This window comes from Streptomyces similanensis, assembly GCF_039543625.1.
In the GTDB taxonomy this organism is placed as follows: domain Bacteria; phylum Actinomycetota; class Actinomycetes; order Streptomycetales; family Streptomycetaceae; genus Streptomyces; species Streptomyces similanensis.
Window position 1 is genome coordinate 1 of record NZ_BAABKC010000127.1, and the last position, 23,792, is coordinate 23,792.

Annotated in this window: 24 protein-coding genes and 1 pseudogene; 11 read left to right on the plus strand and 14 right to left on the minus strand. The window is 71.6% G+C overall.

Annotated features, from left to right (window positions below; genetic code table 11):
• Window positions 1-346 precede the first annotated feature (346 nt).
• Window positions 347-610, plus strand: coding sequence for a hypothetical protein (locus ABEB07_RS34350; protein ID WP_345671962.1), 264 nt, complete (start codon window positions 347-349; stop codon window positions 608-610).
• On the plus strand, window positions 607-1,014 hold the full coding sequence (locus ABEB07_RS34355; RefSeq protein WP_345671964.1) for a PIN domain-containing protein: 408 nt from the start codon (window positions 607-609) through the stop codon (window positions 1,012-1,014). The genes ABEB07_RS34350 and ABEB07_RS34355 overlap by 4 nt, the downstream gene beginning before the upstream one ends.
• A gap of 35 nt (window positions 1,015-1,049) precedes the next feature.
• Here ABEB07_RS34355 and ABEB07_RS34360 read toward each other — a convergent pair.
• Window positions 1,050-1,205 (minus strand): annotated as a pseudogene (locus tag ABEB07_RS34360) (DUF255 domain-containing protein); the annotation flags it as partial.
• Window positions 1,206-1,378: 173 nt separating this feature from the next.
• On the opposite strand from ABEB07_RS34360, the gene ABEB07_RS34365 reads away from it, so the two are divergent.
• Entirely contained in the window at window positions 1,379-4,609 is a 3,231-nt protein-coding gene (locus tag ABEB07_RS34365) for a tetratricopeptide repeat protein (RefSeq protein ID WP_345671965.1), read from the plus strand.
• Window positions 4,610-4,775: 166 nt separating this feature from the next.
• Here ABEB07_RS34365 and ABEB07_RS34370 read toward each other — a convergent pair whose 3' ends face one another.
• Both ABEB07_RS34370 and mca read right to left on the minus strand, forming a co-directional pair.
• A complete protein-coding gene (locus ABEB07_RS34370; RefSeq protein ID WP_164588575.1) occupies window positions 4,776-5,030 on the minus strand; it encodes a hypothetical protein in 255 nt (84 codons plus the stop codon).
• 6 nt (window positions 5,031-5,036) lie between these two features.
• A complete protein-coding gene (gene mca, locus ABEB07_RS34375) occupies window positions 5,037-5,915 on the minus strand; it encodes a mycothiol conjugate amidase Mca (RefSeq protein ID WP_176150282.1) in 879 nt (292 codons plus the stop codon).
• A gap of 204 nt (window positions 5,916-6,119) precedes the next feature.
• Here mca and ABEB07_RS34380 point away from each other — a divergent pair, with 204 nt between their 5' ends.
• Both ABEB07_RS34380 and greA read left to right on the plus strand, forming a co-directional pair.
• Entirely contained in the window at window positions 6,120-6,518 is a 399-nt protein-coding gene (locus tag ABEB07_RS34380; protein ID WP_345671966.1) for a DUF4307 domain-containing protein, read from the plus strand.
• Between the two features lie 187 nt (window positions 6,519-6,705).
• Window positions 6,706-7,206 carry a transcription elongation factor GreA gene (gene greA / locus ABEB07_RS34385; protein WP_164588577.1) on the plus strand — a complete coding sequence of 167 codons (501 nt, stop codon included), beginning with the start codon at window positions 6,706-6,708 and terminating at the stop codon, window positions 7,204-7,206.
• A gap of 114 nt (window positions 7,207-7,320) precedes the next feature.
• On the opposite strand, the gene ABEB07_RS34390 is transcribed toward greA, so the two are convergent.
• From ABEB07_RS34390 to ilvA, 3 genes are all read right to left on the minus strand, one after another.
• Window positions 7,321-8,178 (minus strand): ABC transporter permease, encoded by an 858-nt coding sequence (locus ABEB07_RS34390; protein WP_164588578.1) that lies wholly within the window; start codon window positions 8,176-8,178, stop codon window positions 7,321-7,323.
• Window positions 8,175-9,224: an ATP-binding cassette domain-containing protein gene (locus ABEB07_RS34395; RefSeq protein WP_345671967.1), complete on the minus strand. Its 1,050-nt coding sequence runs from the start codon at window positions 9,222-9,224 to the stop codon at window positions 8,175-8,177. The genes ABEB07_RS34390 and ABEB07_RS34395 overlap by 4 nt, the downstream gene beginning before the upstream one ends.
• A 289-nt stretch (window positions 9,225-9,513) precedes the next feature.
• Window positions 9,514-10,743 carry a threonine ammonia-lyase gene (gene ilvA / locus ABEB07_RS34400; RefSeq protein ID WP_345671968.1) on the minus strand — a complete coding sequence of 410 codons (1,230 nt, stop codon included), beginning with the start codon at window positions 10,741-10,743 and terminating at the stop codon, window positions 9,514-9,516.
• A gap of 160 nt (window positions 10,744-10,903) precedes the next feature.
• Between ilvA and ABEB07_RS34405 the strand changes: the two genes are divergently transcribed.
• From ABEB07_RS34405 to ABEB07_RS34415, 3 genes are all read left to right on the plus strand, one after another.
• The gene (locus ABEB07_RS34405) at window positions 10,904-11,428 is read left to right on the plus strand and encodes a MarR family winged helix-turn-helix transcriptional regulator (protein WP_459115382.1); all 525 of its coding nucleotides are present in this window, start codon (window positions 10,904-10,906) and stop codon (window positions 11,426-11,428) included.
• Window positions 11,429-11,697: 269 nt separating this feature from the next.
• On the plus strand, window positions 11,698-12,153 hold the full coding sequence (locus ABEB07_RS34410; RefSeq protein ID WP_345671969.1) for a sigma factor-like helix-turn-helix DNA-binding protein: 456 nt from the start codon (window positions 11,698-11,700) through the stop codon (window positions 12,151-12,153).
• A gap of 13 nt (window positions 12,154-12,166) precedes the next feature.
• Entirely contained in the window at window positions 12,167-12,415 is a 249-nt protein-coding gene (locus ABEB07_RS34415; protein WP_164588581.1) for a hypothetical protein, read from the plus strand.
• A 48-nt stretch (window positions 12,416-12,463) separates the two neighbouring features.
• On the opposite strand, the gene ABEB07_RS34420 is transcribed toward ABEB07_RS34415, so the two are convergent.
• On the minus strand, window positions 12,464-13,621 hold the full coding sequence (locus ABEB07_RS34420; RefSeq protein WP_176150276.1) for a cystathionine gamma-synthase: 1,158 nt from the start codon (window positions 13,619-13,621) through the stop codon (window positions 12,464-12,466).
• Between the two features lie 271 nt (window positions 13,622-13,892).
• On the opposite strand from ABEB07_RS34420, the gene ABEB07_RS34425 reads away from it, so the two are divergent.
• Window positions 13,893-15,011, plus strand: coding sequence for a hypothetical protein (locus tag ABEB07_RS34425; RefSeq protein WP_176150275.1), 1,119 nt, complete (start codon window positions 13,893-13,895; stop codon window positions 15,009-15,011).
• 36 nt (window positions 15,012-15,047) lie between these two features.
• Here ABEB07_RS34425 and msrA read toward each other — a convergent pair whose 3' ends face one another.
• Window positions 15,048-15,560 (minus strand): peptide-methionine (S)-S-oxide reductase MsrA, encoded by a 513-nt coding sequence (msrA, locus tag ABEB07_RS34430; RefSeq protein ID WP_176150274.1) that lies wholly within the window; start codon window positions 15,558-15,560, stop codon window positions 15,048-15,050.
• Between the two features lie 304 nt (window positions 15,561-15,864).
• On the opposite strand from msrA, the gene ABEB07_RS34435 reads away from it, so the two are divergent.
• Window positions 15,865-16,779, plus strand: a complete 915-nt coding sequence (locus tag ABEB07_RS34435; RefSeq protein WP_345671971.1) for an aminoglycoside phosphotransferase family protein — start codon at window positions 15,865-15,867, stop codon at window positions 16,777-16,779.
• 3 nt (window positions 16,780-16,782) lie between these two features.
• Here the strand turns inward: ABEB07_RS34435 and ABEB07_RS34440 are convergent, their stop codons facing one another.
• Entirely contained in the window at window positions 16,783-17,280 is a 498-nt protein-coding gene (locus ABEB07_RS34440) for a hypothetical protein (RefSeq protein WP_345671972.1), read from the minus strand.
• Between the two features lie 146 nt (window positions 17,281-17,426).
• Window positions 17,427-18,155 carry a hypothetical protein gene (locus tag ABEB07_RS34445; RefSeq protein WP_345671973.1) on the minus strand — a complete coding sequence of 243 codons (729 nt, stop codon included), beginning with the start codon at window positions 18,153-18,155 and terminating at the stop codon, window positions 17,427-17,429.
• A gap of 210 nt (window positions 18,156-18,365) precedes the next feature.
• Between ABEB07_RS34445 and ABEB07_RS34450 the strand changes: the two genes are divergently transcribed.
• Window positions 18,366-18,917 (plus strand): ATP-binding protein, encoded by a 552-nt coding sequence (locus tag ABEB07_RS34450; protein WP_345671982.1) that lies wholly within the window; start codon window positions 18,366-18,368, stop codon window positions 18,915-18,917.
• A 134-nt stretch (window positions 18,918-19,051) separates the two neighbouring features.
• Here the strand turns inward: ABEB07_RS34450 and ABEB07_RS34455 are convergent, their stop codons facing one another.
• The 4 genes from ABEB07_RS34455 to ABEB07_RS34470 form a co-directional block, all read right to left on the minus strand.
• Complete coding sequence (locus ABEB07_RS34455; RefSeq protein ID WP_345671974.1) at window positions 19,052-19,735, minus strand: ABC transporter ATP-binding protein; 684 nt, start codon at window positions 19,733-19,735, stop codon at window positions 19,052-19,054.
• A 53-nt stretch (window positions 19,736-19,788) separates the two neighbouring features.
• Entirely contained in the window at window positions 19,789-21,273 is a 1,485-nt protein-coding gene (locus ABEB07_RS34460) for an ABC transporter permease (protein WP_345671975.1), read from the minus strand.
• 169 nt (window positions 21,274-21,442) lie between these two features.
• Entirely contained in the window at window positions 21,443-22,705 is a 1,263-nt protein-coding gene (locus tag ABEB07_RS34465) for a L,D-transpeptidase (RefSeq protein WP_345671976.1), read from the minus strand.
• A 408-nt stretch (window positions 22,706-23,113) separates the two neighbouring features.
• Window positions 23,114-23,653 (minus strand): cell wall protein, encoded by a 540-nt coding sequence (locus ABEB07_RS34470; RefSeq protein WP_345671977.1) that lies wholly within the window; start codon window positions 23,651-23,653, stop codon window positions 23,114-23,116.
• Window positions 23,654-23,792: the final 139 nt, after the last annotated feature.

Here is a 23,792-nt window from a genome sequence, read left to right on the forward strand (position 1 = left end):
GACCTCCACACCCCAAACCATCCCAAACAGAACCTGGGCGCCTTGACGGAAGACATAGAGGCACCCCCCCGCCCCCCACCCCGGTACTTTCGAGCAGTTTGCGGTCAAATGAGGAACAACATGGCCGTGCTGTAACAGGAAGCCCCTGGAGTCGAGGAAGATTCCGAGGCGTCGACAGCTCGGTTGAGCACTTCGAACGCGGTGAACAGACGAGCCGGGGGTTTCCGCCTCAGACCTGGGAAGTCCATCCGGATTGAGAATGCAGGTCCAGTCATCGGCCAGCTCACTGGGGGCGGAAGGCAGCCAAGTCTTCTCAGTGTAATAGAGCTTGTACTACACTCTCGACATGAAGCCAACCCGCGCCGGGACCACCGAGAACATCTCCGTGTCCATGCCCACCGAACTGGTCAGTGAGCTCCGTTCCCGAACCGGTCGCCGCGGTCTGTCCAGCTACATCACGGAGGCCGTCCGGCATCAGCTCGCCATGGACGGGCTCGCCGAGATCGTCGCAGCCTACGAGGAAGAGCATGGCGCGCTCACAGAGCAAGAGATCGAAGCCGCTCGTCGCGAGCTGTTCGGAGACGAGAACGTCGAGCGGGGCGCCGCGTGAAGGAACAGCCGGCCCGCTCGCTGGTGCTCGACTCCGAGGCGCTCTCCCTGCTCCTGTGCAACGACCGCGGGATGGCGGCTCGCATTGAGGCATCCCGGCAGGCCGGAGTTCCTGTCCTCGTGTCCGCGCTGATCATCGTCGAAGCCGTGCACGGCAAGACCGATCTGGCGCGCTTGAAGTGGGTGCTCTCCCGGCTGCGGGTGGAACCGGTCAGCCAGGAGGACTCCCTGACCGCGGTGAAGCTGCTTCAGGACGCAGGCGGGCTGCACGGACACAAGTACGCGATCGACGCCCTCGTTGCCGCGCTCGCCCTCCGCGTCCCGGCCCCCGTGATCGTTCTGACCTCCGACCGTGACGACTGGTCGAAGCTCTGCGGGAAGCGCGTGATCATCAAAGAGGTGTAAGCACGCCAGCTACTGGGTTCGCGAGTTCACTGCCACCAGTGCCAGCTGCTGTACCCCACGCTCAGCACCACCGGCACGTCCCGCCTGCGGGCCTCCTCGAAGGCGCCGTCCGACCAGGGCCACCAGTCGACCGGGTTGTCGGCGTGTTGGAGGAGGTAGGGGGATGTCTCATGGGCCAGTCGGTTCGGCATGTCTCCCCGACCTGCCTCATTCGCTCCGAGCGAGCACGGAACGTGATCACTCAGCTTTCCGCGCGGGCGGCGACCGAGCTCCGGGCCGACCCGTGATCGTCGCACCCTCGCGCTCGCGTGCGCCGCGAAGGACACTGTGACGCACAGGAGTTGCCGCCGGAGGGGGACGGGACATGCGGGACGGTCATCGGGCGGACGCCGAGCGGCTGCTGGGCACGGCCGTGGCGGAGGAGGTGCGGCGCTCGGGCGGCCGGGTGGACGGCGCGGTGCTGCTGTCCCGGGCGCGCGACGCGCTGGACGCCCTCGCCGGGCCGGCCGCCGAGGAGTACGCGGCCTACACCCGCGCCCTGGACGAGGCGGCGGCCGGGACGCAGACCTTCGCGCAGCGCTACGCGCGCGAGGGCGCGGGCACTCCGTTGCTGGTCGCGGGCGTCGCCGCCGTCGCCGCGGCCGTCGCCGATCTCGCGCTGGGCGCCGGCGCGGGCACCGTCGTCGGCGCGGGACTGGCCGCCCGCGCGGCCGGCGCCGCCACCACCGCGCTCAAGGTGACCGCCGCGCATCTGCCCGCCGCCCACCACCGGGCGGGCGCGGCCGGCCAGCCCGGCGGCCCGGAGCAGCTGCGGTTGCAGTGGCTCACCGCGCTGGAGGTGCGCGGCATCCGCCCGTTCCTGGACCAGCAGCGCGTCCTCACCGCCGCCACCACGCCGAAGAAGGCCGCGCCCCGGCTGCGCGGCGCCGACAAGAGCGCGGCGGCCCGCAGGCGCAGCGTGCTGGAGCAGTCCTTCGGCCAACTTCCCGAACCGGCGGGCTCGTTCGCGGGCCGGCGGCGGGAGGTGGCGCAGATCCGGCAGTGGGTGCAGGCGGCCCGCGCCAGCAGCGAGACCCGCCCCACGGTCGTCGTGCTGCACGGCGCGCCCGGCGCCGGCCGCACCACCCTCGCCGTGCGCGCGGCGCACGACCTGAAGGACCAGTTCCGGGGCGCGGTCGTAGTCGACCTGCGCGGCGACAACCCGGAGGAGCCGCCGCTGCCCACCCGGGACGCCCTGCTGCACCTGCTCAACCGGCTCGGCGCGCCCCGCGAGCAGCTCCTCTTCCGCGACCGCTCCTCCCCCGACCAGCAGGTCAAGCGGCTCGGCGAACTGTACCAACAGCAGGTGACGGGAGTGCCGGTCACCATCGTCCTGGACGACGCCTCGGACGCCGGCCAGGTCCGCGCCCTGGTCCCCGAACGCTCCGACAGCCTCGTCCTGGTCACCGCCCGCAAGCCGCTCGACCTGCCCGCCGACCTGTCCGCCTGGGTGCACCAGCTGCCCGTCGAGCCACTCGACGAGGCGGGTGCGGAGGAGTTGCTGGGCGCCGCCGCCGAGGACAGCTCGGGCCCGTACGACGCCGACTCCGCCGAGGTGATCCGCCGGCTGTGCGGCGGGCTGCCGCTGGCGCTGCGCGTCGCCGGCTCCGCCCTCGGCCCCCGCTCACCGCGCCGGCTCGCCGCCGACCTCGGGGCGTACGGCCCGGTGGAGCCGGTGGAGCGGGCGCTGTGGCTGCGCTACACCGACCAGCCGGAACCGGCCCGGCGGCTGCTGCGCCGGCTCGCCCTGGCCGGCCGCGCCTCGCTGGGCGCCGCCGCGGCGGCCGCGCTGGCGGGCACCGACGAGACGGAGGCCACCCGGCACCTGGCCGCCCTCGCCCGCGCGGGCCTGATCGACCACGTGCGCGGCAGCCGCTACCGGCTGCACGACCTGGTGCGCGCCTTCGCCCACGCCCGGCTGCTGGACGAGGAGGAACCCGCCGAGCGCACCGCCGCGCAGGAACGGCTGATCCGCAACTACGCCGAGCTGGCCGACTCGGTGCTGCGGCTGGTCGACGGCAACAACTCCACCCGCTCCGACCACTTCAGCCCGCACGGTTTCACGTCCCTGGACGAGGCGCTGCGCTGGCTGGACGACGAGTCCAGCTTCATCACGGCCGCGCTCCGGCACGCCGAGGGCGTCGACCAGGCGGCCGTGCTCGACCTGCTCGGCGCGCTGTGCGACTACTGCCTGCTGCGCGGCGACCTGTACCGGCTCGGTGAGATCAGCGAGCTGACCCAGGCCGTCGACCAGGGGCTGCTGGTCCGCTCGGTGCAGTGGCGCACCGGCATCGCGGCCCGCCAGCTCGGCGAGCTGGACCAGGCCCGCGCCACCCTGACCTCCGTCGTCGACCTGTACCGCGAGGCCCACCACGACGCGGGCGCGGCCCGTGCGCTGAACTCGCTCGGCATCACCCTGCACCACCAGGGCAACCTGACGGAGGCGGCGGCCCGGCTCCGCGAGGCGCTGGCGCTCCAGTCAGTGCCCGAACTGGCGACCGACCGGGCCTGGACGATGCACGCGCTGGCCGCGGTGGAACGCGACCGGGGTCACCTCGCCGAGGCGCTGGACCTGCTGACGGGTTCGCTGGTGCTGCACCGCGAGGGCGACTCGGTGCACGGGGAGGCGTGGGCCCACTTCCAGCTGGGCCAGCTGGCGCTGCGCCAGGACGACGTGCCGCGCGCCCGGGAGGAGCTGCGCCAGGCCCTGGAGCGCTACGGCCGTACCCGCGACGCCCGGGGCGAGGCGTGGGCGCTCACCCAGCTGGCGCGGGCCCGGCTGGTGGCCGGCGACACCGCCGAGGCGGTGGCCGAGCTGCGCCGGGCGGCCGTCCGGCACCGTGACAACGAGGACGCGCGCGGCGAGGCGTACACGCTGTACTACCTGGGGCAGGCGCTGGAGGAGACCGGCGACCTGGACGAGGCGGTGCGGGAGCTGGAGCGGTCCCGCACGATGTTCTCCCGGATGCGCGACGTCTACGGGCTGGCCTGCGCCCGGCACCACTCGGCGCGGGTGACCCGCGACCAGCGGGCGGCCCGCACCGGCTCGCTGCGCAACTCCGGTTTCGCCCGGCAGCTGCTGGTGGACGCGCGCGCCGACTTCCAGCGCATCGGGGTCGCGCACGGTGAGGCATGGACCTGTCTGGAGCTGGCCGTGGTCGACGCGGGCAACGCCCGCACCCCGCAGGCCCTGGCCCTGTGCGACGAGGCGCTGACCCTGTTCACCTCGTACGGCGACGCCCGCGGGGCGGACTGGGCGCGGTTCCTGCGCGGCACCCTGCTGCCGTTCGCTGCGCCGGGCGGGGTGGAGATCGGCACGGCGGTGGCCCAGGAGGAACTGTCGGCGCTGGCCCGGTCCGCCCATCCGCTGCGGGACGGGAAGCTGGACCCCTACGTGGACGCCTACCAGCTCCTCCTGGAGCGCGGCGTGGACCTGGACGCGGGCTGGCAGGCCTGGCGCCTGGGCATGGTCCCGGACCGGCACGCCCGCGAGGTGATGGGGGTGGAGGCCGGCGGGGTGGACACCGGTGCGGTGGAGACCGGCGGAGCGGGGTGAGGCGGAGGCCCGACGCCTCGCTTGAGGGCAGCACGACTACGCCCACCGGCGGTGACGCGACACCGGGCCGGAGGCGCCAGGCCGGAGGTAACGGGCCAGGGGCACCGGGCCGGGAAGCGGTCGGCGGGCGGGCGCCCGGCCTCGCGGGCCCCCGGGCGGGCCGGGATCAGCCCTTGGAGGGGTGGGGCCCGCCCGATCCGGAGGCGCCCTTGGGCGTGTTCCCCTCGGGGTCCGAGGCCTCCTTGAAGTCGACCTTGCCCATGTGGCGGTTCATGGACTTCATCAGGACCCACACCGCCAGGGCCATCGCCGCGAAGACGATGAAGCCGAGGACGCCGGGGGTGACCTTGTTCTTGTCGAACTCCGCCAGGGTGACCAGATGCGTCGTTGCCAGGCTCGCGCTTGCGCTCATGTCAGGCATTGTCCCTCAGAGCTGCCGGACGCCCGCAAAGAGGTCGTCCTCGGGGAGCGAGGTGTCCACGAGGGACTTCGCCAGCTCGTACTCCTCCGTGGGCCAGACCTCCTTCTGGACCTCCATCGGCACCCGGAACCAGCCCCCGTCGGGGTCGATCTGCGTGGCGTGGGCGATCAGCGCCTTGTCGCGGATCTCGAAGAAGTCGGCGCACGGCACGTGCGTGGTGAGCGTGCGCTCCTTGTGACCGGACTTCTCCCAGCGCTCCAGCCACTCCCCGTAGGGGGACTCCATGCCGCGGGCCAGCAGCGCGTTGTGCAGCGCCTCGGTGCGCAGCCGGTTGAAGCCCTGGTTGTAGTACAGCTTCAGCGGCCGGTGCGCGGGCCCGTACTCGCTCTCCGGGTACTTCTCGGTGTCCGCCGCGCCCTCGAACGCCACCATCGAAATCTTGTGCGTCATGATGTGGTCGGGGTGCGGGTAGCCGCCGTTCTCGTCGTAGGTGGTGATCACCTGGGGACGGAAGGCGCGGATCCGGCGCACCAGCTCGCCGGCCGCCTTGTCGACGTCCTCCAGGGCGAAGCAGCCGTCCGGCAGCGGCGGCAGCGGGTCGCCCTCGGGCAGCCCGGAGTCGACGAAGCCGAGCCAGTCCTGCCCCACGCCGAGGATCTCCCGCGCCTCGTCCATCTCCTTGCGGCGCACCTCGTGGATGTTCTCCTCGATGTACTTGTCGCCCTGGAGCTTGGGGTTGAGGATGGAGCCGCGCTCGCCGCCCGTGCAGGTCACGACCAGCACGTCCACCCCCTCGGACACGTACTTCGCCATGGTGGCCGCGCCCTTGCTCGACTCGTCGTCGGGGTGCGCGTGCACGGCCATCAGTCGCAGCTGGTCAGTCAAGGCTCAGTCCTCAAGGTCAAGTCGGTGCCCGCGCTCGGCGGGCGGTCAACGGGTGCCGCCCCGGGTGGTTCCTCGCTCCGGGGCGGCGGTCGCACGGCGGGCCGGGGCTTCTATAGTGACCGAATCGGGGGGCGAATAATTCCGGAGTACGGCTTCGGAGGCTCCTCGCGGGACGTCCGTCCCGCCCCTGCCGAGAGGACGATCATGAGTACGGCGAGCACCCGGCTGCCCGAGGGCCGCTACGGCCGTTCCTCGGACGAGCGTGCCGACCGCAAGCTCAGGATCGCGGCCGCCGTCCTGGGCGCGGTCGTGCTGGCCCTGATCGGCTACTTCGCCTATCACTACGTGGCCAAGAGCGAGATCAGCGCGCAGGTCGTCTCCTTCCAGACCTCGGATGCCTCGGTGCAGGTCCACCTGGAGGTCCACAAGGACGCTGGCGCCCGCGGCTACTGCACGGTGCGCTCGCAGTCGGCCGACGGCGCCGAGGTCGGCCGGGCCGACTTCCGCTTCGACGAGCACGCCAAGCAGGTCGACAAGGTCGTCACGCTGCGGACGACGTCCCGGGGCACGACGGGCGAGCTGCTGGGCTGCCACGCCGACTGACGACGCCGCCGAGCTGGGGCGTCCTGCGGAATAGGTAGGCGCTGACCAGCGTTGACGTGACGTACATGGCTTATGTCCTCCCCCTTTGGCCGCTGAATTGTTAGGCTCGTGGTTTCGCCCATCCAAGAGGGAACATGCTTCGGGGTAGGGCGATGCTTTGTATCCCCAGTACCGACGAGGAGCACCTGTGACCCAGACCAGCGAGAACGTCACCTGGCTGACCCAGGAGGCGTACAACAAGCTCAAGGACGAGCTTGAGTACCTTACTGGTCCTGCGCGCACGGAGATCGCCGCCAAGATCGCGGCCGCGCGCGAGGAGGGCGACCTGCGCGAGAACGGCGGGTACCACGCGGCCAAGGAGGAGCAGGGCAAGCAGGAGCTCCGTGTGCGCCAGCTGACCCAGCTTCTGGAGAACGCCAAGGTCGGTGAGGCTCCGGTCTCCACGGACGGCGCGGTCGCACCGGGCATGGTCGTGACGATCGCCTTCGACGGTGACGAGGACGACACGCTCACCTTCCTGCTGGCCTCGCGCGAGTACGCCAGTTCCGACGTCGAGACCTACTCGCCCCAGTCGCCGCTGGGCTCCGGCGTGATCGGCCACAAGGTCGGCGAGGACGCCGAGTACGAGCTGCCGAACGGCAAGAAGGCCTCGGTGACGATCCTGAAGGCCGAGCCGTACAACGGCTGAGGCCCCGTACACATCCCTGAGGGAGCCCCCGGCGCTCGCGGTGAGCCGCCGGGGGCTTCGTCGTACCCGGGGCCGGATCCCGCCCGTGGCGGGGCCTGGGCCGGGACGACGCCCTTACGCCGTGGCGGAGCGGTACTTGCGTACGGCGAGCGTGCGGAAGACCAGGATGATCAGGACCGAGTAGATCAGTGAGGCCCAGACCGGGTGCTGCATGGGCCAGGCGGACGAGTGCGACTGGCCGGGGTTGCCGAACAGGACCCTGCACGCCTGGACGGTGGCGCTGAACGGGTTCCACTCGGCGATGTGCCGCAGCCACGGCGTCATCCGGCCGGAGTCCACGAACGCGTTCGATATGAACGTCACCGGGAACAGCCAGACCAGTCCCCCGGAGGTGGCCGCCTCGGGGGTGCGCACCGACAGCCCGATCAGGGCGCCGATCCAGGTGAAGGCGTAGCCGAGCAGGAGCAGCAGGGCGAACCCGGCGATCACCCGGCCGGCGCCGCTGTCCCCGTCCGAGCCGACCCGCCAGCCGACCAGCAGCGCGACGACGGCGAGGACGAGCAGGGTCAGCGCCGTCTGCACCAGGTCGGCGAAGGTGCGGCCGGTGAGCACCGCCCCGCGCGCCATGGGCAGCGAGCGGAAGCGGTCGATGAGGCCCTTGTGCATGTCGTCGGCGATGCCGGCGCCGGAGCCGGCGGTGGCGAACGTGACGGTCTGCGCGAAGATGCCGGCCATCAGGAAGTTCTTGTAGGTGTCGGGGTCGGTGGTGCCGCCGATCTGCATGGAGCCGCCGAACACGTAGGTGAACAGCACCACGAACATGATCGGCTGGATCAGCCCGAAGATCACCACCTCGGGGATCCGGGTCATGCGGATCAGGTTGCGCTGGGCGACGACGAGGGAGTCACGGACGGACTGGATCAGCGCGTTGCCCGACGGGCTGGTGCGCGCGGTGTCACCGGTGGCGCTCACTGGACGGTCTCCTTGCTGCGGCCGCGGTCCTCGGCGCCGGTGCCGGTGGCCGTGCCGGGTCCGCCGCCGCCCTCGCCCTTTCCCCCGCCCCCGTCCCCGCCCCCGTCCTCGGCCGTGTGGCCGGTCAGGGAGAGGAACACGTCGTCGAGGGTGGGGCGGCGCAGTCCGATGTCGTCGATCTCGATGCCGCGGGCGTCCAGCTCGCGGATGACCTCGGCCAGCAGTCTGGCGCCGCCGGTGACGGGCACGGTGAGTTTGCGGGTGTGCTCCTCGACGGTGATCCCGCCCGTGCCGAAGCCGCGCAGCACCTCCGACGCGGTGGCGATGTGCGGGCGCGCGTGGACCACGACCTCGACGCGCTCGCCGCCGGTGCGGGCCTTGAGCTGGTCGGAGGTGCCGCGCGCGATGACCCGGCCGTGGTCGACGACCGCTATCTCGTGTGCGAGGTGGTCGGCCTCCTCCAGGTACTGCGTGGTCAGCAGCAGGGTGGTGCCGTCGGAGACGAGCTGTTTGATGACCTCCCACAGCTGCTGGCGGTTGCGGGGGTCGAGGCCGGTGGTCGGCTCGTCCATGAACATCACCGGCGGGGCGACGACGAGCGCCGCGGCCAGGTCGAGCCGGCGGCGCATGCCTCCGGAGTAGGTCTTCGCGGTGCGGTCGGCGGCGTCGGCGAGGTGGAACTGCTCCAGCAGTTCCTGGGCCCGGACCTTCGCCGCCTTGGTCCGCATCTGGTAGAGGCGGCCGACCATCTGGAGGTTCTCGCGGCCGGTCAGATACTCGTCGACCGCGGCGAACTGGCCCGACAGGCCGATGGAGCGGCGCACTTCGTTGGGCCGCGCGAGCACGTCGATGCCCGCGACGACGGCCTTGCCGCTGTCGGGTCGCAGCAGAGTGGTCAGACAGCGGACGGCGGTGGTCTTGCCCGCGCCGTTCGGCCCGAGCAGTCCGAGCACCGTGCCCTCGGGGACGTCGAGGTCGACGCCGTCCAGAGCCCTTACGTCACCGAAGGTCTTCACGAGGCCCTCGGCGTAGATGGCGCCTGGCATGTGAGTCTCCACGTCGTCGGGGATTGTCGGAAAAGCCTAAGTTTCACGGCCCGATTCCGCCTGGATTCTCCGTGAATTGGTCTACGGTTCGACCGGCGGCTTGGCCACGCGTCACACCATAACGCGATGTATCGCGTCGGTCGACGGTTTTTCCCGAACGAGTGACAAGCACGCTTCCGACCTGCGAGTTTCCGACGGCCCGGGGTCCGGGAGTCCGGGGGTCCGGGGGTCCGGGGGTCCGGGAGTCCGGGAGTCCGGGGGTCCGGGGGTTCGGGGGTTCGGGGCCGCGTCAGTCGATGACGGTGTACCCGGCCTCGCGCAGCACCCGGCCGAGTTCGGCGCAGTGCGCCGGCCCCTTCGTCTCCAGGTGCAGTTCCACCTCCGCCTCGGCGAGTCCGAGCCGCGGATCGGTGCGGACGTGGCTCACGTCCAGGACGTTGGCGTCGGCCGCCGACAGCACCCCGAGCAGCGTGGCCAGCGCCCCCGGCCGGTCCGTCAGGCGCAGGCGGACCGCCAGATAACGGCCCTGCGCGGCCATGCCGTACCGCAGCACGCGCTGGAGCAGCACCGGATCGACGTTGCCGCCGGACAGCACCGCCACCACCGGGCCCTCGATGTCGCCGGTCCCGCCCAGCAGCGCGGCGACCGGACTCGCCCCCGCCGGTTCGACGACCAGCTTCGCCCGCTCCAGGCACAGCAGCAGCGCCGCGGACAGCGCGTCCTCGCCGACCGTGCGCACCTCGTCCACCAGTTCGTCCACGAGCGCGAACGGCACGTCGCCCGGCCGGCCCACCCGGATGCCGTCGGCCATCGTCGCCGGGTGCTCCAGGGCCACCGGACGGCCGGCCGCCAGCGAGGGCGGGTACGCCGCCGACCCGGCCGCCTGCACGCCGATGATCCGCACGTCGGGCCGCAGCTCCTTCACCGCGACCGCGATACCGGCCGCGAGCCCGCCGCCGCCCATGCCGACGACGATCGTGCGCACCTGCGGGCACTGCTCCAGGATCTCCAGCCCGACCGTGCCCTGGCCCGCGATCACGTCGGGGTGGTCGAACGGGTGGATGAACACCGCGCCGGTCTCGGCCGCGTACTCCTGGGCGGCGGCCAGCGTCTCGTCGACCACCTGCCCGTGCAGCCGCACCTGAGCGCCGTAGTCCTCGGTGGCGCTGATCTTCGGCAGCGGGGCGCCCTGGGGCATGAACACCGTGGCGTGCACGCCGAGCAGCGACGACGCGAGCGCGACGCCCTGCGCGTGGTTGCCCGCGCTGGCCGCCACCACACCCGCGGCGCGCTCCTCGGGCAGCAGCCCGGCGATGCGGACGTAGGCGCCGCGCAGCTTGAACGAGCCCGTCCGCTGGAGGTTCTCGCACTTGAGGAGCACCGGCGCGCCCACCAGCTCGGACAGGTGCCTGCTGGTCTCCATCGCGGTCACCCGCGCCACCCCCGCCAGCATCTTCCGGGCGCCGCGCACGTCGTCCAGGGTGACGGAGGGAAAGGAGCCGGCCGTGCGGTGGTTCATCCCTCAAGTGTCGCAGTCCACGGGCGTTCGCATCCGGTGTGACCAACCTCTGGGACCGGTTCGCGCAGCGCCGGTACGACGCGCCGCCGGGCCGCGTACCCTGTCCCCCAACCAGCAGCCCTTCAGAAGTGAGCGTCCGGCCATGCCCACAACACCTGAAATGTCGATGGACATGACGACCGTCGGTGACACCGGTCTCCTCGACGCGCTCCAGCACGAGGTGGCCCTGTTCGCCCGCCGCGCCGAACAGACCCGGCTCGGCGGTGTGGCGCAGGTGCGCAACTCCATGGACCGTGCCGCGTACCTGCTGCTCAACCGGCTCGACCAGGAGGGCCCGATGGGCGTCAAGGCGCTCGCCGCGAGCATGGGCATCGACTCCTCCACGGTCACCCGGCAGGTGGCTCCGCTCGTCGACACCGGGCTCGTCAAGCGCACCTCGCATCCCGAGGACGGGCGCGCCGTGGTGCTGCAGCTGTCCTCGCGCGGGCTGGCGCGGCTGGCCGAGGTGCGCTCCTCCAGGCGCCGGCTGATGGCCGAGCTGACCCACGACTGGGCGCCGGAGGAGCGCGAGGTCTTCTGCTCGCTGCTGACCCGCTTCAACCACGCGCTCTCCACCCGCCAGACCTCCCCGGGCGCGGCCCCGGCGGAGGCTGCCCCGGCGGCGGAGCCCGGCCGGACGGCCTGACCCGCCCGCACCTCCGGACCACCCGCACCCCCGGACCACCCGCACGTCTGGACCGCCCGCACGTCTGGTGCGCCCGCGCATCCGGACCGCCCGCGCGTCTGGGCCACCCCCACATCTGGTGCGCCCGCGCATCCGGACCGCCCGCGCCTCTTGACCGGCGGCCCGCCCCTGGCCTGATATGAGACCGGGCCCCGTCGGCCGCGCACGGCTCCGGCCGCGCGGGCGGACCGGGACCCGCTCCCTCAAGATCGCCCTTCGCGGGAGGCGCGGTGCGAGAACGGCAGGCATGGGCCGGAGCCGACCGGGCCCGGGACTTCGAGTCGTTCGTCGCGGGCGCCGGCGGCCGGCTGCTGCACACCGCGACCCTGCTGACCGCGGAGGCCCCGGACGACAACCCGCGCGCCCGGCGCCTGCTGACCCGGGCCCTCGCGCACACGTACGCCTCCTGGGGCCGGCTGCGCGACGACGACCCGTACGACCACGTCCGCCGCCGTATCGCCACCCGCTTCGCCCGCGAGACCTGGCGCGGACACGCCCCGCTGCTGCCGCGCGCCCGCCCTCCGCTGCACGGCGCCCTGGCCGTGCTCCCGCCCCGGGAACGGCTGGTCGTCGTCCTGGCGCTGTACGAGGGGGTCGCCGAGGAACAGACGGCGGCCCTGCTCGGACTGCCCGCTCAGCGCGTCCACGTCCTGTGCGACCGCGCGGTCGCCGCCCTCGTCCGGTGAGCGCAGGCCCGCGGTGAACAGGACGGCACGCGAGAGGGTCGTACGGCGCCTTCAGGAGCAGGCGCGGCCCGAGATGCCCGCCGGGCTGTGCGCCGACGCGGTGCGCCGGGGAAGCCGGGTGCTGCGCCGCCGGGCGGCCGTCCGCCGCGTCCTGTGGCTGGCGCTGCTGGCCGCGGTGGTCGCGTTCTCGGTGTGGGCGTCGACGGCGGGACCCTGGGCGGAGCCGCCGTCGCGGACGACTCCGCCCGTGCGCGACCGGTGAGCCCGGCGCCCGCCAGGCGGCAGGCGCCGGGGTCACCGGTCGTAGCGGTCAGCCGCCGAGGGCCTGCTTCAGGTCCTCCAGCAGGTCGTCGACGTTCTCGATGCCGACGGACAGCCGCACGAGGTCGGCCGGCACCTCCAGGGCGGAGCCCGCGGTGGAGGCGTGCGTCATGCGGCCGGGGTGCTCGATCAGGGACTCGACGCCGCCCAGGGACTCGCCGAGCGTGAAGACCTTGGCACGGTCGCAGACCTCGACGGCCGCTTCCTCGCCGCCCTCGACCCGGAAGGAGATCATGCCGCCGAACGCCTTCATCTGCTTGGCGGCGACCTCGTGACCGGGGTGCTCGGGCAGGCCCGGGTACAGCACGCTCGTCACGCGCGCGTGCCGGGAGAGCATGTCGGCGATCTTCGTGGCGTTGTCGCTGTGCCGGTCCATGCGCACCGCGAGCGTCTTGGTGCCGCGCAGCACCAGCCAGGAGTCGAACGGTCCCGCGACCGCGCCCATGGCGTTCTGGTGGTACGCCAGCTCCTCGCCGAGGGCCGCGTCGCCGGTGATCAGCGCGCCGCCGACGACGTCGGAGTGGCCGCCCATGTACTTGGTCAGCGAGTGCACGACCACGTCCGCGCCGAGGGAGAGCGGCTGCTGGAGGTAGGGGGTGGCGAAGGTGTTGTCGACGACGAGGCGGGCGCCGGCGTCCCGGGCGACCTGGGCGACGGCGGCGATGTCGGTGATGCCGAGCAGCGGGTTGGAGGGGGTCTCCACCCACACCACCTTGGTCTTCGGCGTCAGCGCGGCCCGTACCGCGGCCGGGTCGCTGGTGTCGGCGACCGACCACTCCACACCCCAGCGGGAGACGACCTTGGCGAACAGGCGGAAGGTGCCGCCGTAGGCGTCGTTGGGGATGACGACGTGGTCGCCGGGGGCGAGCAGCGTACGCAACAGGCAGTCCTCGGCCGCCAGTCCGGACGCGAACGCGAGGCCGCGGCGGCCGCCCTCCAGGGCGGCGAGGTTCTCTTCCAGGGCGGTCCGGGTCGGGTTGGCGCTGCGGCTGTACTCGTAGCCGCCGCGCAGACCGCCCACGCCGTCCTGCTTGTAGGTCGAGACCTGGTAGATCGGCGGGACGACCGCGCCGGTCAGGGGGTCCGCGGTGTTGCCCGCGTGGATCGCGAGAGTCTCGAAGTGCTCACTGATGTGCCTGTCACTCATGCGCCCGAGCGTAGTGCGCCGGGACGGCCGGTGCGGGTCGGCGGGCCGGACGGGGTCCGGCCGGGGGCCGGGCCGCCGGGCGCGCGGGCCGAGGGTCCGGCGTGCGGGGCGGGTCGGTCCGGCGTGCGGTCCGGGCCGGTCCCGGGTGCGAGGCCGGTCGGTCCAGGGTGCGGCCGGGTCCGGACCGGTGCGCGGTACGGGCTCGGCGGAGTTATCCACAGGTCCGGGCGCAGGTTGGCCAATTGTCGGCGCGGTCTGGTTCGCTGGGGGCATGGAAATTCTGTGGGTCCTGATGGCGCTGGTCATGCTGGGCGTCGTGCTGCTTCCGTTCATGCGGCGCAGGCGCGGCGCCATCGAGCAGGTGCCGCCCGGGCACCCGGACGCCGCGGACCCGGCTCACTACGGATTCGCGCCCGAGGAGGAGCTGGACGTCCGCATGCCCGGTCCCGACCAGGATCTGCTGGACGTGCTCGACCTGGTGCAGCGCACCCAGGACTACCGCGCGGCCGCGCAACTGCTGGCCGGCACCGAGAGCGAGGGAGAGCTGCGCTGGCAGCGCGTGCAGGCGTTCGCCGGCGCCGCGGCGCTGGAGTTGCAGCAGCGGCCGGGCGGGGTGCACGAGACGCCCGGCGGCCAGTGGCTGCGGGTGTGGCGGGCCGAGGCGCCCAAGGACGCGGGCGGCGCGGCCGTGCACGCCGAGTTCCTGGTGCAGCAGGCGTGGCGCACCTCGACGCCGGGCACGGACGAGTTCCGGATCATCATGGAGGAGGCCAGGGAGACCTGCGGGCAGGCCGCGCTGCTGGCGCCCGGCGACCCGGTCCCGTACATCGTCGAGCTGGCGGTGGCCCGCGGCCTCGGGTACGCCCAGCCGGAGTTCGAGCAGTTGTGGCTGAAGATCGTCGACCGGTCGCCGGCCCACATGGGCGCGCATCTGGCGGCCCTGCACTACTGGTGCGAGAAGTGGCACGGCTCGCGCGAGCTGGCCACGGCCTTCGCGGAAGCGGCGGCGGGCCGCGCGCCCAGGGGCTCGCTGCTGGCGGCGCTGCCGCTGTTCGCGGTCTTCGAACACCTCCCGGAGGTGAACCTGGTCCGCGGCTTCTACCAGAGCGAGGTCGTCACCAAGGCGGTGCACGGCGCGCTGTTCGCGGTGGAGGCGGCGCGCCCCGGCGACCCGATGACGGCGCACGCACGCCACCTGCTGATCTTCTTCCTGGTCCGCTCCGAGCGCTGGGCGGAGGCCATGAGCCAGCTCATACACGTCGACGGCCATGTGGGCGCCCTGCCGTGGACGCTGTCCGCGGACCCGGCGGCGGAGTTCGCCGTCTACCGCGCCCTGGCGGTGGCCGGCTACGAGGCGAACGGCGGCAGCCCGGCGACCCTGCCGCACTGACCGGGGTCGGGGGCGGCCGGCCGGGCCGCGTCGGGGTCAGCCCTCCGTGCGGACGGGCAGCCGCCATCCCGGACGGGGGAAGTGGCAGGTGTAGCCGTTCGGGTAGCGCTGCAGGTAGTCCTGGTGCTCGGGCTCGGCCTCCCAGAAGGGGCCGACCGGCTCCACCTCGGTGACGACCTTGCCCGGCCACAGCCCGGAGGCGTCCACGTCCGCGATCGTGTCCTCGGCGATCCGCTTCTGCTCGTCGTCCACGTAGTAGATCGCCGAGCGGTAGCTGAGGCCGACGTCGTTGCCCTGGCGGTTCTCGGTGCTCGGGTCGTGGATCTGGAAGAAGAACTCCAGGATCGCGCGGTAGTCGGTCCTCTCGGGGTCGAAGAGGATCTCCACGGCCTCCGCGTGCGTGCCGTGGTTGCGGTACGTCGCGTTCGCCACGTCGCCCCCGGTGTAGCCGACCCGGGTCGCCGTCACGCCGGGCTGCTTGCGGATCAGCTCCTCCATCCCCCAGAAGCATCCGCCCGCCAGCACGGCCCTCTGCGTCTGCGCAGCCATCGCGACCCTCCAATGTCTCGGTCAGCTCGATCACTCGGGCCGCTCGGCGCACACCGCCGATACCTGCCCATTCTCCTTAACGCCCGATGGTTCGAGGCCATTCCGTGTCCGCTCGGGACCGCGTGGGTTCGTGGGCAAGGAGACCTCAGGCTGCTTGACCAGGGCACCTCGTACGGCCGCCTGCGGACGGCCTTCTGGGAGTCGGACAGTGGGTACGGTCTAGCCCGTGTCCGGTGCACGCAGGGTTGGTCGCCCGTGGGGCGTGTGCTGGTTGACCGCGCGCGACTAGGGAGCTGGTACGGGCATGGCCGTTGGCGCTGCTCGGTCGGATGAGGGGTTCACGTCGGCGGGGGCCGCGCGGGTGATGAGTGCCGCGTGCAGGGCGGCCGGGCTGGACGACAGAGACGCTGAGCTGATCCGCCTCGGGGAGAATGCTCTGTTTCGGCTCGCCTCGACCCCGGTGGTCGTGCGGGTTGCTCGCGGTGAGGAGTACCTGCCCAAGGCGCGCACTGAGGTGGGCGTGTCGCGGTGGCTTGCCGCGGAAGGGTTCCCGGCTGCACGCATCGTTGATGACTTGGAGCAGCCCTTGATGATCGAGGGGCACCCGGTGACCTTCTGGCACCTCATCGTGGAGGGCGATCGCAAGGCGACGTATGGAGAGTTGGGAAGCGTCCTGCGTGGCCTGCACTCCATGACACTGCCGGCCGGGCTGGCTTTGCCGCCATTCGATCCCTTCGGCAAGCAAGAGCTGCGGATCAGCCGGGCTGCAATCCCGGAGGACGACAGGGTTTTCCTGCGTAAGCGCTGGCGGGAGCTACGCGACCAGTTCGAGGAGCTGCGGTTCGAGACGCCCCAGGGGCCGGTGCACGGTGATGCTCACGTGCAGAACCTCATGGTGGACGATCAAGGGCAGGTCATCCTGATCGACTTCGAAGCCTTCTGCTTTGATCACCCCGAGTGGGACTCGATGGTCACGGCCACGGAGCATCACAGTCTTGGGTGGCAGACCGACGAGCAGTACGCCGACTTCGTCCGGGCCTACGGGCGGGATCTGTACGACTGGCACGGCTATGACACGCTCCGTCGGCTTCAGGAGTTCGGCATGACGACGTGGCTCATGCCGAACATCCAGGAAGACCACGAGACGGCTGACGAATACCGCCGGCGCATCGACGCGCTTCGCCACGATGACGCTCCTCGTGACTGGCGACCGCGGTAGTCGTTACCCGTCCTCGTCGTCCAGGCGGGCGAGCGCTTCGTTGAACTGCTCGTTGCAGGCGACGACGGGGTGGGTCGCGTGCACGCCGACCTGTGCCTGGAAGTCGCTGACGTAGCGCTGGAAGCGGTTGGACTGAAGGGTGTCGCCGGCGTCCACGGCGAGGCCGGCTGGGGTGACGGCGTCCTCCAGGTCGCCGCTCAGTAGCTGGCTCTGGGCGAGCACCATGCGGCAGAAACCGAGGGTGCGGGCGTACTGGGGGTTGGTGCTGTCGACGGCGCGCTGCGCGTGGTCGACAGCTTCGCGGCGCATCTTCAGGTCGCGGAAGCAGTGGCAGAACTCGCCGAGGAGTTCGCCGTCGTCGAAGTAAACGAGCCATGCGGGGTCGTCGGCGGTGTCGGCCTGGCCGAAGTGGCGTTCTGCTTGGTTCATGGCGTGGCCGGCTCCGGTGTGGTCGCCTGTGCTGGACAGGGCGCGGGCTTCCATGGCCCAGTAGCTGGCCATGGCGCGTGGGGTGGCGCGGCCCTTGGCACCCGCGACGGCGGCTCGGGCGAGCTGGATGGCTTAAGTGTGATGGCCGAGGTAGTTGGCCTGGTGGCTGAGGTTGCCGAGGATGCGGGCACCGAACATGCGGTCGTCGGTGACCTGGGTCAGGCGCAGGTGGCGGTGAGGTAGCGGTGGGCGAGCCGGTGGTTGCCGACGTCATACGCGGTCCATGCCAGCAGTTGTGAGACCTCGGCTGCGGCGCTGAAGAGTGCGTGGCCCACTCTGTCGCTGTAGCCGGCGCTGAACAGCGGCGGTACTTCGTGGCGGAAGTAGTGACGTAATGCTCGGTGGCCGTGGCCTCCGCCGTATTTGAAGTCGAGTTGCATGAACGTGGCGGCTGCGTCTCTGATCGCGCGTACGTCGCGCATGCCGACTCGCTGCTGCGTGGACCGGTCGGCTCGGATGCCGTCGGGGCGCGCGATCATCCACGAGAGGACCGCTGCCGTGAGGTCGGCGTCCGCCACGGCCCAGCGGTCGGTGACGGCCGTCTCTGCGCGTTCCTGAGCGAGTCCGTCCAGCACGGACAGCACGTCGGGCAGGGTGTTCGGATAGCCGACGGGGTCCGAGGCGGTCGGCGGCGTGGGGTCGAAGAATCCGAGATCGCCCGGTGTGACGCGGCGGCCCAGACGCACGCTGAGCACGTCTGCCATGATCGCTGCTGTCTGCGGTTGGATGCCCGCACCGTTCCGCCAGCGCTGCACTGAGACGTGCGTCGTCCCAAGACTGAAACCCTGCTGGTCGGAAGCGTCTCTCATCCGCTTGGCGAGGCCCTTGTTCGAGACCTTCGCCTCGTACATCACTGCGATCAGGTGCTCGTTCGGCTTTCGGCTCATGCCCCCCGCCAAGCCAAGGATGACAGCGAGTGTTCATCGTGTCACAGTCCGGTCGGTGTCGGGGGGTTCATCGGTGAACCCCTTCGCCTCTGCCCGTGTTCATGTGAACCCCCTGGTGAACGCTCCCCGTCATGCCCGCCGGCCCGTGTACTGGCGTGCGTGATGCAACCGACGCCGAACGAGCCGCCTCGGCTCTTGGAAGGGGACGTGATGGATGCGGGCAAGGCCGAGCGGTTGGCCGGCGAGCTGGACGCGTACACCCACTGGTTCGCCGCACCGCCGGCCCCGTCCGCCGATGGGCACTTCCTGACGCTCACGCTGTTCGCCGAGTTCAGGAACACGGCGCGTACGGCTCGTGAGATGACTGCGGTGTTCCTCCGGGGAGCGGGCGCCGACGCGGTCGTGGACGACGCTCGGCTGGTCGTCTCGGAGCTGGTCGGCAACGTGGTGAACCACGCGGTGCCGGATCGTCACCTGGCCGTGGTCGGCGGCTGCCGCCGTGTCGACGTGACGTTCAAGCTGTGGCCGAAGTGGCTGTTCATCGGTGTGACCGACGAGGACTCGACGCCCCCGCTGCTCCCGGCGGGAGAGGCCCTCTCGCCAGGGCTGCTGGGAGAACTGTCGGAAGCGGTGCTGCCCGACAACGGTCGTGGCCTGCTCATCGTGCAGCGACTGGCAGCGGCTGTCTGGTGGTCGCCGGAGGAACAGGGCGGCAAGACGGTCTGGTGCCGCTTCGACCTGGGCGCCGGGACAGGGAGCTGACCGTACTGATGATCTCCGGGTACCGCCCCTCCCCTGATCGCGAAGGAACGATCGATCCGCCGGGCGGTCGGTGACGGCCCGCAGGGGGTTCGTTGTTCCTGCGGGCCGGGCGGCGACGCCTTGCGTCCGTCGGGCTACGCCTGGGCGTTCTCCTTCACCGTGATGCGGCCCTTGCGGATCGTGGCCAGGCGGGGGGCCTTCTTGGCCAAGGCGGAGTCGTGGGTGACCATGACGAAGGTCAGGCCGTGCTCCTTCCACAGGCGTTCGAGGACGTCCATGATCTCGTCGCGGGTGGACTCGTCGAGGTTGCCGGTGGGCTCGTCGGCGAGGAGGACCTTGGGCTGCTTGACCAGGGCGCGGGCGATGGCCACGCGCTGCTGCTGGCCGCCGGACATCTCGCCGGGCAGGTGGCCGAGCCGTTCGCCGAGGCCGACCGATGTCAGCGCCTCGGCGGCCCGCTCGCGCCGCTCCTTGGCCTTGACGCCCAGCGGGACGAGAGCGGTCTCGACGTTCTCCTGCGCGGTGAGCGTCGGGATCAGGTTGAAGGACTGGAAGACGAAGCCGATGTTCTCGCTGCGCACCTTGGTGAGTCTGGCCTCGGACAGCTTCGCCATGTCGGTGCCGTCCAGGACGACCTCGCCGGAGGTCGGCCGGTCCAGGCCGCCGAGCATCTGCAACAGCGTGGACTTGCCGCCGCCGGTGGGGCCCTGGATGACCAGCCGGTCGCCGTCCCCGATGGTCAGGTCGATGCCGTCGAGGGCGAGGACGGCCTCCTTGCCCCGGGTGTAGCGCTTGGTGACGCCTCTGAGTTCGTACATGGGTGAAGCAGCTCCTGGAGGGATGCGAGAGGGGGAGGTCGGGGGCGGGCGCGCTACTCGACCCGGCGCAGCGCGTCGGCCGGGCGCAGGCGCGAGGCCCGCCAGCCGCCGAACCCGCCCGCGACCAGGCCGCCGGCCACCGCGAGGCCGACCGCGACGGCGATGGTGGTGAGGCTGACCGGTGCGGTGAGCGCCACTTCGAGGGTCTTGGCCGTCTGCCGGCCGGGGCCGCCGAAGCCGCCGCCCCCGCCACCGCCGAAACCGCCGCCCCCGCCACCGCCGAAGCCGCCCCCGGCGGAGCCGCCCGAGGAGCCGAGCTGCGCCTGGAGCGTCGGGCTGATCGCGCTCACCGCGTAGGCGCCAGCCAGCCCGAGCGCGATGCCGAGGACGCCGCCGACCAGGCCGTTGACGACGGCCTCGCCGACCACCTGCCGGGTCACCCGGCCCGACTTCCAGCCCAGCGCCTTCAGCGTGCCGAACTCGCGCACCCGCCGGGAGACCGCCGAGGAGGTCAGCAGTCCGGCGACCAGGAACGCGGCCACCAGGACCGCGATCGACAGCCACTTGCCCACGTTGGTGGCCAGGCTGGAGGCGGTGGACAGCGAGCCGGAGACGGTGTCGGCCAGGTCGGCGGAGGTGGTGACCGTGGTGCCGGAGACGTTCTTCTGGATGGCGCCCTTGACGGTGTCGATCTTCTGAGAGTCGGCCGCCTTGACGTAGATCGTGGTGACCTTGTCCTTGTTGCCGCTGAGCGTCTGCGCCTGCTGGAGCGGGATGTAGAGGTTGGCCGCCGCGTCGCCGCTGTCGGCGGTCGCGATGCCGATCACCTGGAACTTGACGTCCTTGATGGTGACCGTGCCGCCGGTCGTGAGCTTCTTCTCCTTGGCGTACGCGGAGTCGGCGACGACGACCTTCGCGTTCGTCTCGGTGGTCTTGAAGGTACGGCCGCTGGTGATCTTCGAGGAGGTCAGCGGACCGAGGTCGGGGTGGGCCACGTCGGCGCCGTAGACGCTGTACTGGTTGACGTCGAAGTTGGCGCCGCCGCCCTGGACGCTGCCCTGCGGGGCGGACTGGCCGCCGCCGAACCGGCCGCCCTCGCCGCCGCTCCGCTGCTGCTGGAACTCGCCGCGGGTGAACTGGCCGCTGATCTTCACCACGTTCAGGCTGAGGCCGCCCACCGCCGAGGAGACGCCCTGCTGACCCGCGACCTTGGTGACCGTCGCGGCGGACAGCGTCGTGAAGCCCTGCACCTGGACCCGGTCGCTGCTCTGGGTCTTCTTGTCGTCGTTGCCCTTCGCGTCGAACTGGAAGCGGGGGCGCTGCGAGGCGCCGGAGGTCGGCGTCGCGGCCTTGGTGACGGTCATGTCGGTGCCCAGTCCGTACAGCGACTGGAGGACCTTGTCCTGGGCCTTGCTCATGCCGTTGGACACGGAGGTGACCACGATGACGAGCGCGATGCCGAGGGCGAGACCGGAGGCGACGACGAGGGCCGCCTTTCTACGGCGGCGCAGTTCGCGCCTCAGGTAGGTGAAGAACATGCGCCGAAAGCTAGGGACGCACCGTGATGAAGCGATAAGCCCGGCATAAGAGGAGGATGAGAAGACGTCGGCCCGCCGTCACCGTGAGGCCCGTGGGGGCGTGCCCGGGGCCCGGAAAACGCCGATGCCGCCCTCAAGGGGCGGCATTGGCAAGCTGGTTGAGCGGGTGTCAGACGGCGGAGCCGGCCGTCCACTGGGACCAGCTCATGTTCCAGCCGTTGAGGCCGTTGTCCGGGGACACCGTCTTGTCGCCGGTGTTCTGCACGACCACGACGTCACCGATGAGCGAGTGCTGGTAGAACCACGCGGCCGGCGTGCCGGCGTCGTTCGCGCCCTTCTTGTCCTGGAGGCCCACACAGCCGTGGCTGGTGTTGGCGCTGCCGAAGACGGACGGCGCACCCCAGTAGTTGCCGTGGATGAAGGTGCCGGACGTGGTCAGGCGCATGGCGTGCGGCACGTCCTTGATGTCGTACTCGCCCTTGCCGTCGGAGTCCTTGAAGCCGACCGAGGCGCCGTTCATCCGGGTCTGGGTGAACTTCTCGGAGATCACCATCTGCCCCTCGTACGTGGTGTGCTCGGGGGAGCCCGCGGAGATCGGGATGGTCTTGACGGTCCTGCCGTCCTGCGTGACCTTCATCTGCTTGGTCTTCGCGTCGACGTAGGAGACCTGGTTGCGGCCGACGCGGAAGGTGACCGTCTTCTGCTGGACGCCGTAGACGCCCTGCGCGCCCTGCACACCGTCGAGGTCGAGCTTCAGCGTGACGGTGGAGTTCTCCGTCCAGTACTTCTGCGGCCGGAAGTCCAGGCGGTTGGCGCCGAACCAGTGGCCCACCACCTGCTGGCCGGTGGAGGAGGTGACGGTGATGCCCTTCTGGACGGCCGCCTTGTCGGTGATCGCCTTGTCGAAGTTGATCGACACGGGCATGCCGACGCCGACCGTGGTGCCGTTGTCCGGCGTGAAGGAGCCGATGAAGCTGTGCGCCGGGGCGACGGTGGTGAACGAGGCGTTCTCGTGGGCGGCGCGGCCCTTGGCGTCCGTGGCGGTCGCGGCGAGCTTGTACGTGGTGGCGCGGCTGAGCTGGGCGCTGGGCTTCCAGCTCGTCTTGTCGGCCGATATCCGACCCTGGACGGGCTTGCCGTCGGTCGTGGTCATCGTGACGTCCGTCAGGGTGCCCTTGGCGACGGTGACGGCGGCCGCGTTGTTGATCGAGGCGTTGTCGGAGCCGTCCGCCGGTGTGATCTTGATCTGTGCCTCGGACGTCTCCTGCGCCGCGGCCTGATCCGACTTGGCCTGCGAGGTGCTCTCGTCGCCGCCCCCGTCGGCCGCCTTGCTGCCGGAGCAGGCCGAAAGCACCAGTACACCGCCGAGCAGTGCGGACGAGGCCGCCAGGGCCCTGCGCCGCCTACTGTTCGTCATCACACGCTTCTCCATCGTCGCCGAATTCCCCAGGACCCCTTGCTTCCCCCGTCAACAACCCACAACGCTACGACCGTTTCGTCCCGTTCCCCAACGCGTGCGGATGTGGGACACACCACGTCCACCGGAGGCGGGCGCGGGTCTCACCGGTCTGAGCGTCGTGCCGCTCCCCCTCATTCTCGCCGAGACCTCCGGCCCGACCGGACGGGGTCGTGCCCGGTGTGCGCGGAGGACGGCGGAGCGGGCCGCCGGTCCCTCCCGGTGGGCCTTCCCGAGCGGCGCGAAGAGATGCGGCCGGGGGCCGCGAATTCACGCGGTGTCTCTTGTCACAGCGGGATCGGGGCGGGGCTGGTTTGGCGCAACTCCGTGCGAAACGCGGCATTTCGTCGCGTCTCGGGCAACTCGGCCGAGTGGCGGCGGAGTTCAGAGGCCGAGGCGCTCGCGGCGCACCGAGTACACCACGAACCCCGCGCCCAGGGCGAGGAAGGCCGTGCCGCCGACGACGTACGGGGTGGTGTCGAGGCTGCCCGTGTCGGCGAGCAGCGGACCGTCCTCGGCGGTGGTGGTGGCGGCGGTGGTGGTGTCCCGTTGCGTGCCCGCGTCGGTGCTGGTGCGGGTCCCGGTGTCGGTGCCGGTACGGGCCTCGGTGCCGGTACGGGCCTCGGTGCCGGTGCCGGTACGGGCCTCGGTGCCTGTACGGGTCTCGGTGCCGGTGTGCGGGGTGGCGTTCTGCGGGGCGGACGCTGCCCGGAAGCCGGCTGCGGCGGCCGAGCCCTCTGCGGGCACGGTCAGGGTGCGTTCCCCGGCCTGTCCCCGCTCCGCGTCGCGCGCCGCCGAGGCCGGACCGGCCGCCGTTCTCGCCGGCGCGTCCCCGGTCGCGCTCGCGGAGGGGACGAACCACAGGGCGCCCAGCAGGGTGCCCGCGGCGGTGGCGGTCAGCAGCGTACGGCGAGCGGATGACACGGAATATCGATCCCCCTTGTGGCACTGGCGAATTGGCCGTGTGGAGGCGATGTTAGTGAACATCCCGGGTCACGGGAAAGTCACGGGGGGGCCGGATCGGCCGGTGCCTTCCGGGCGGCGCTTCGCGCACGGGTCCCCG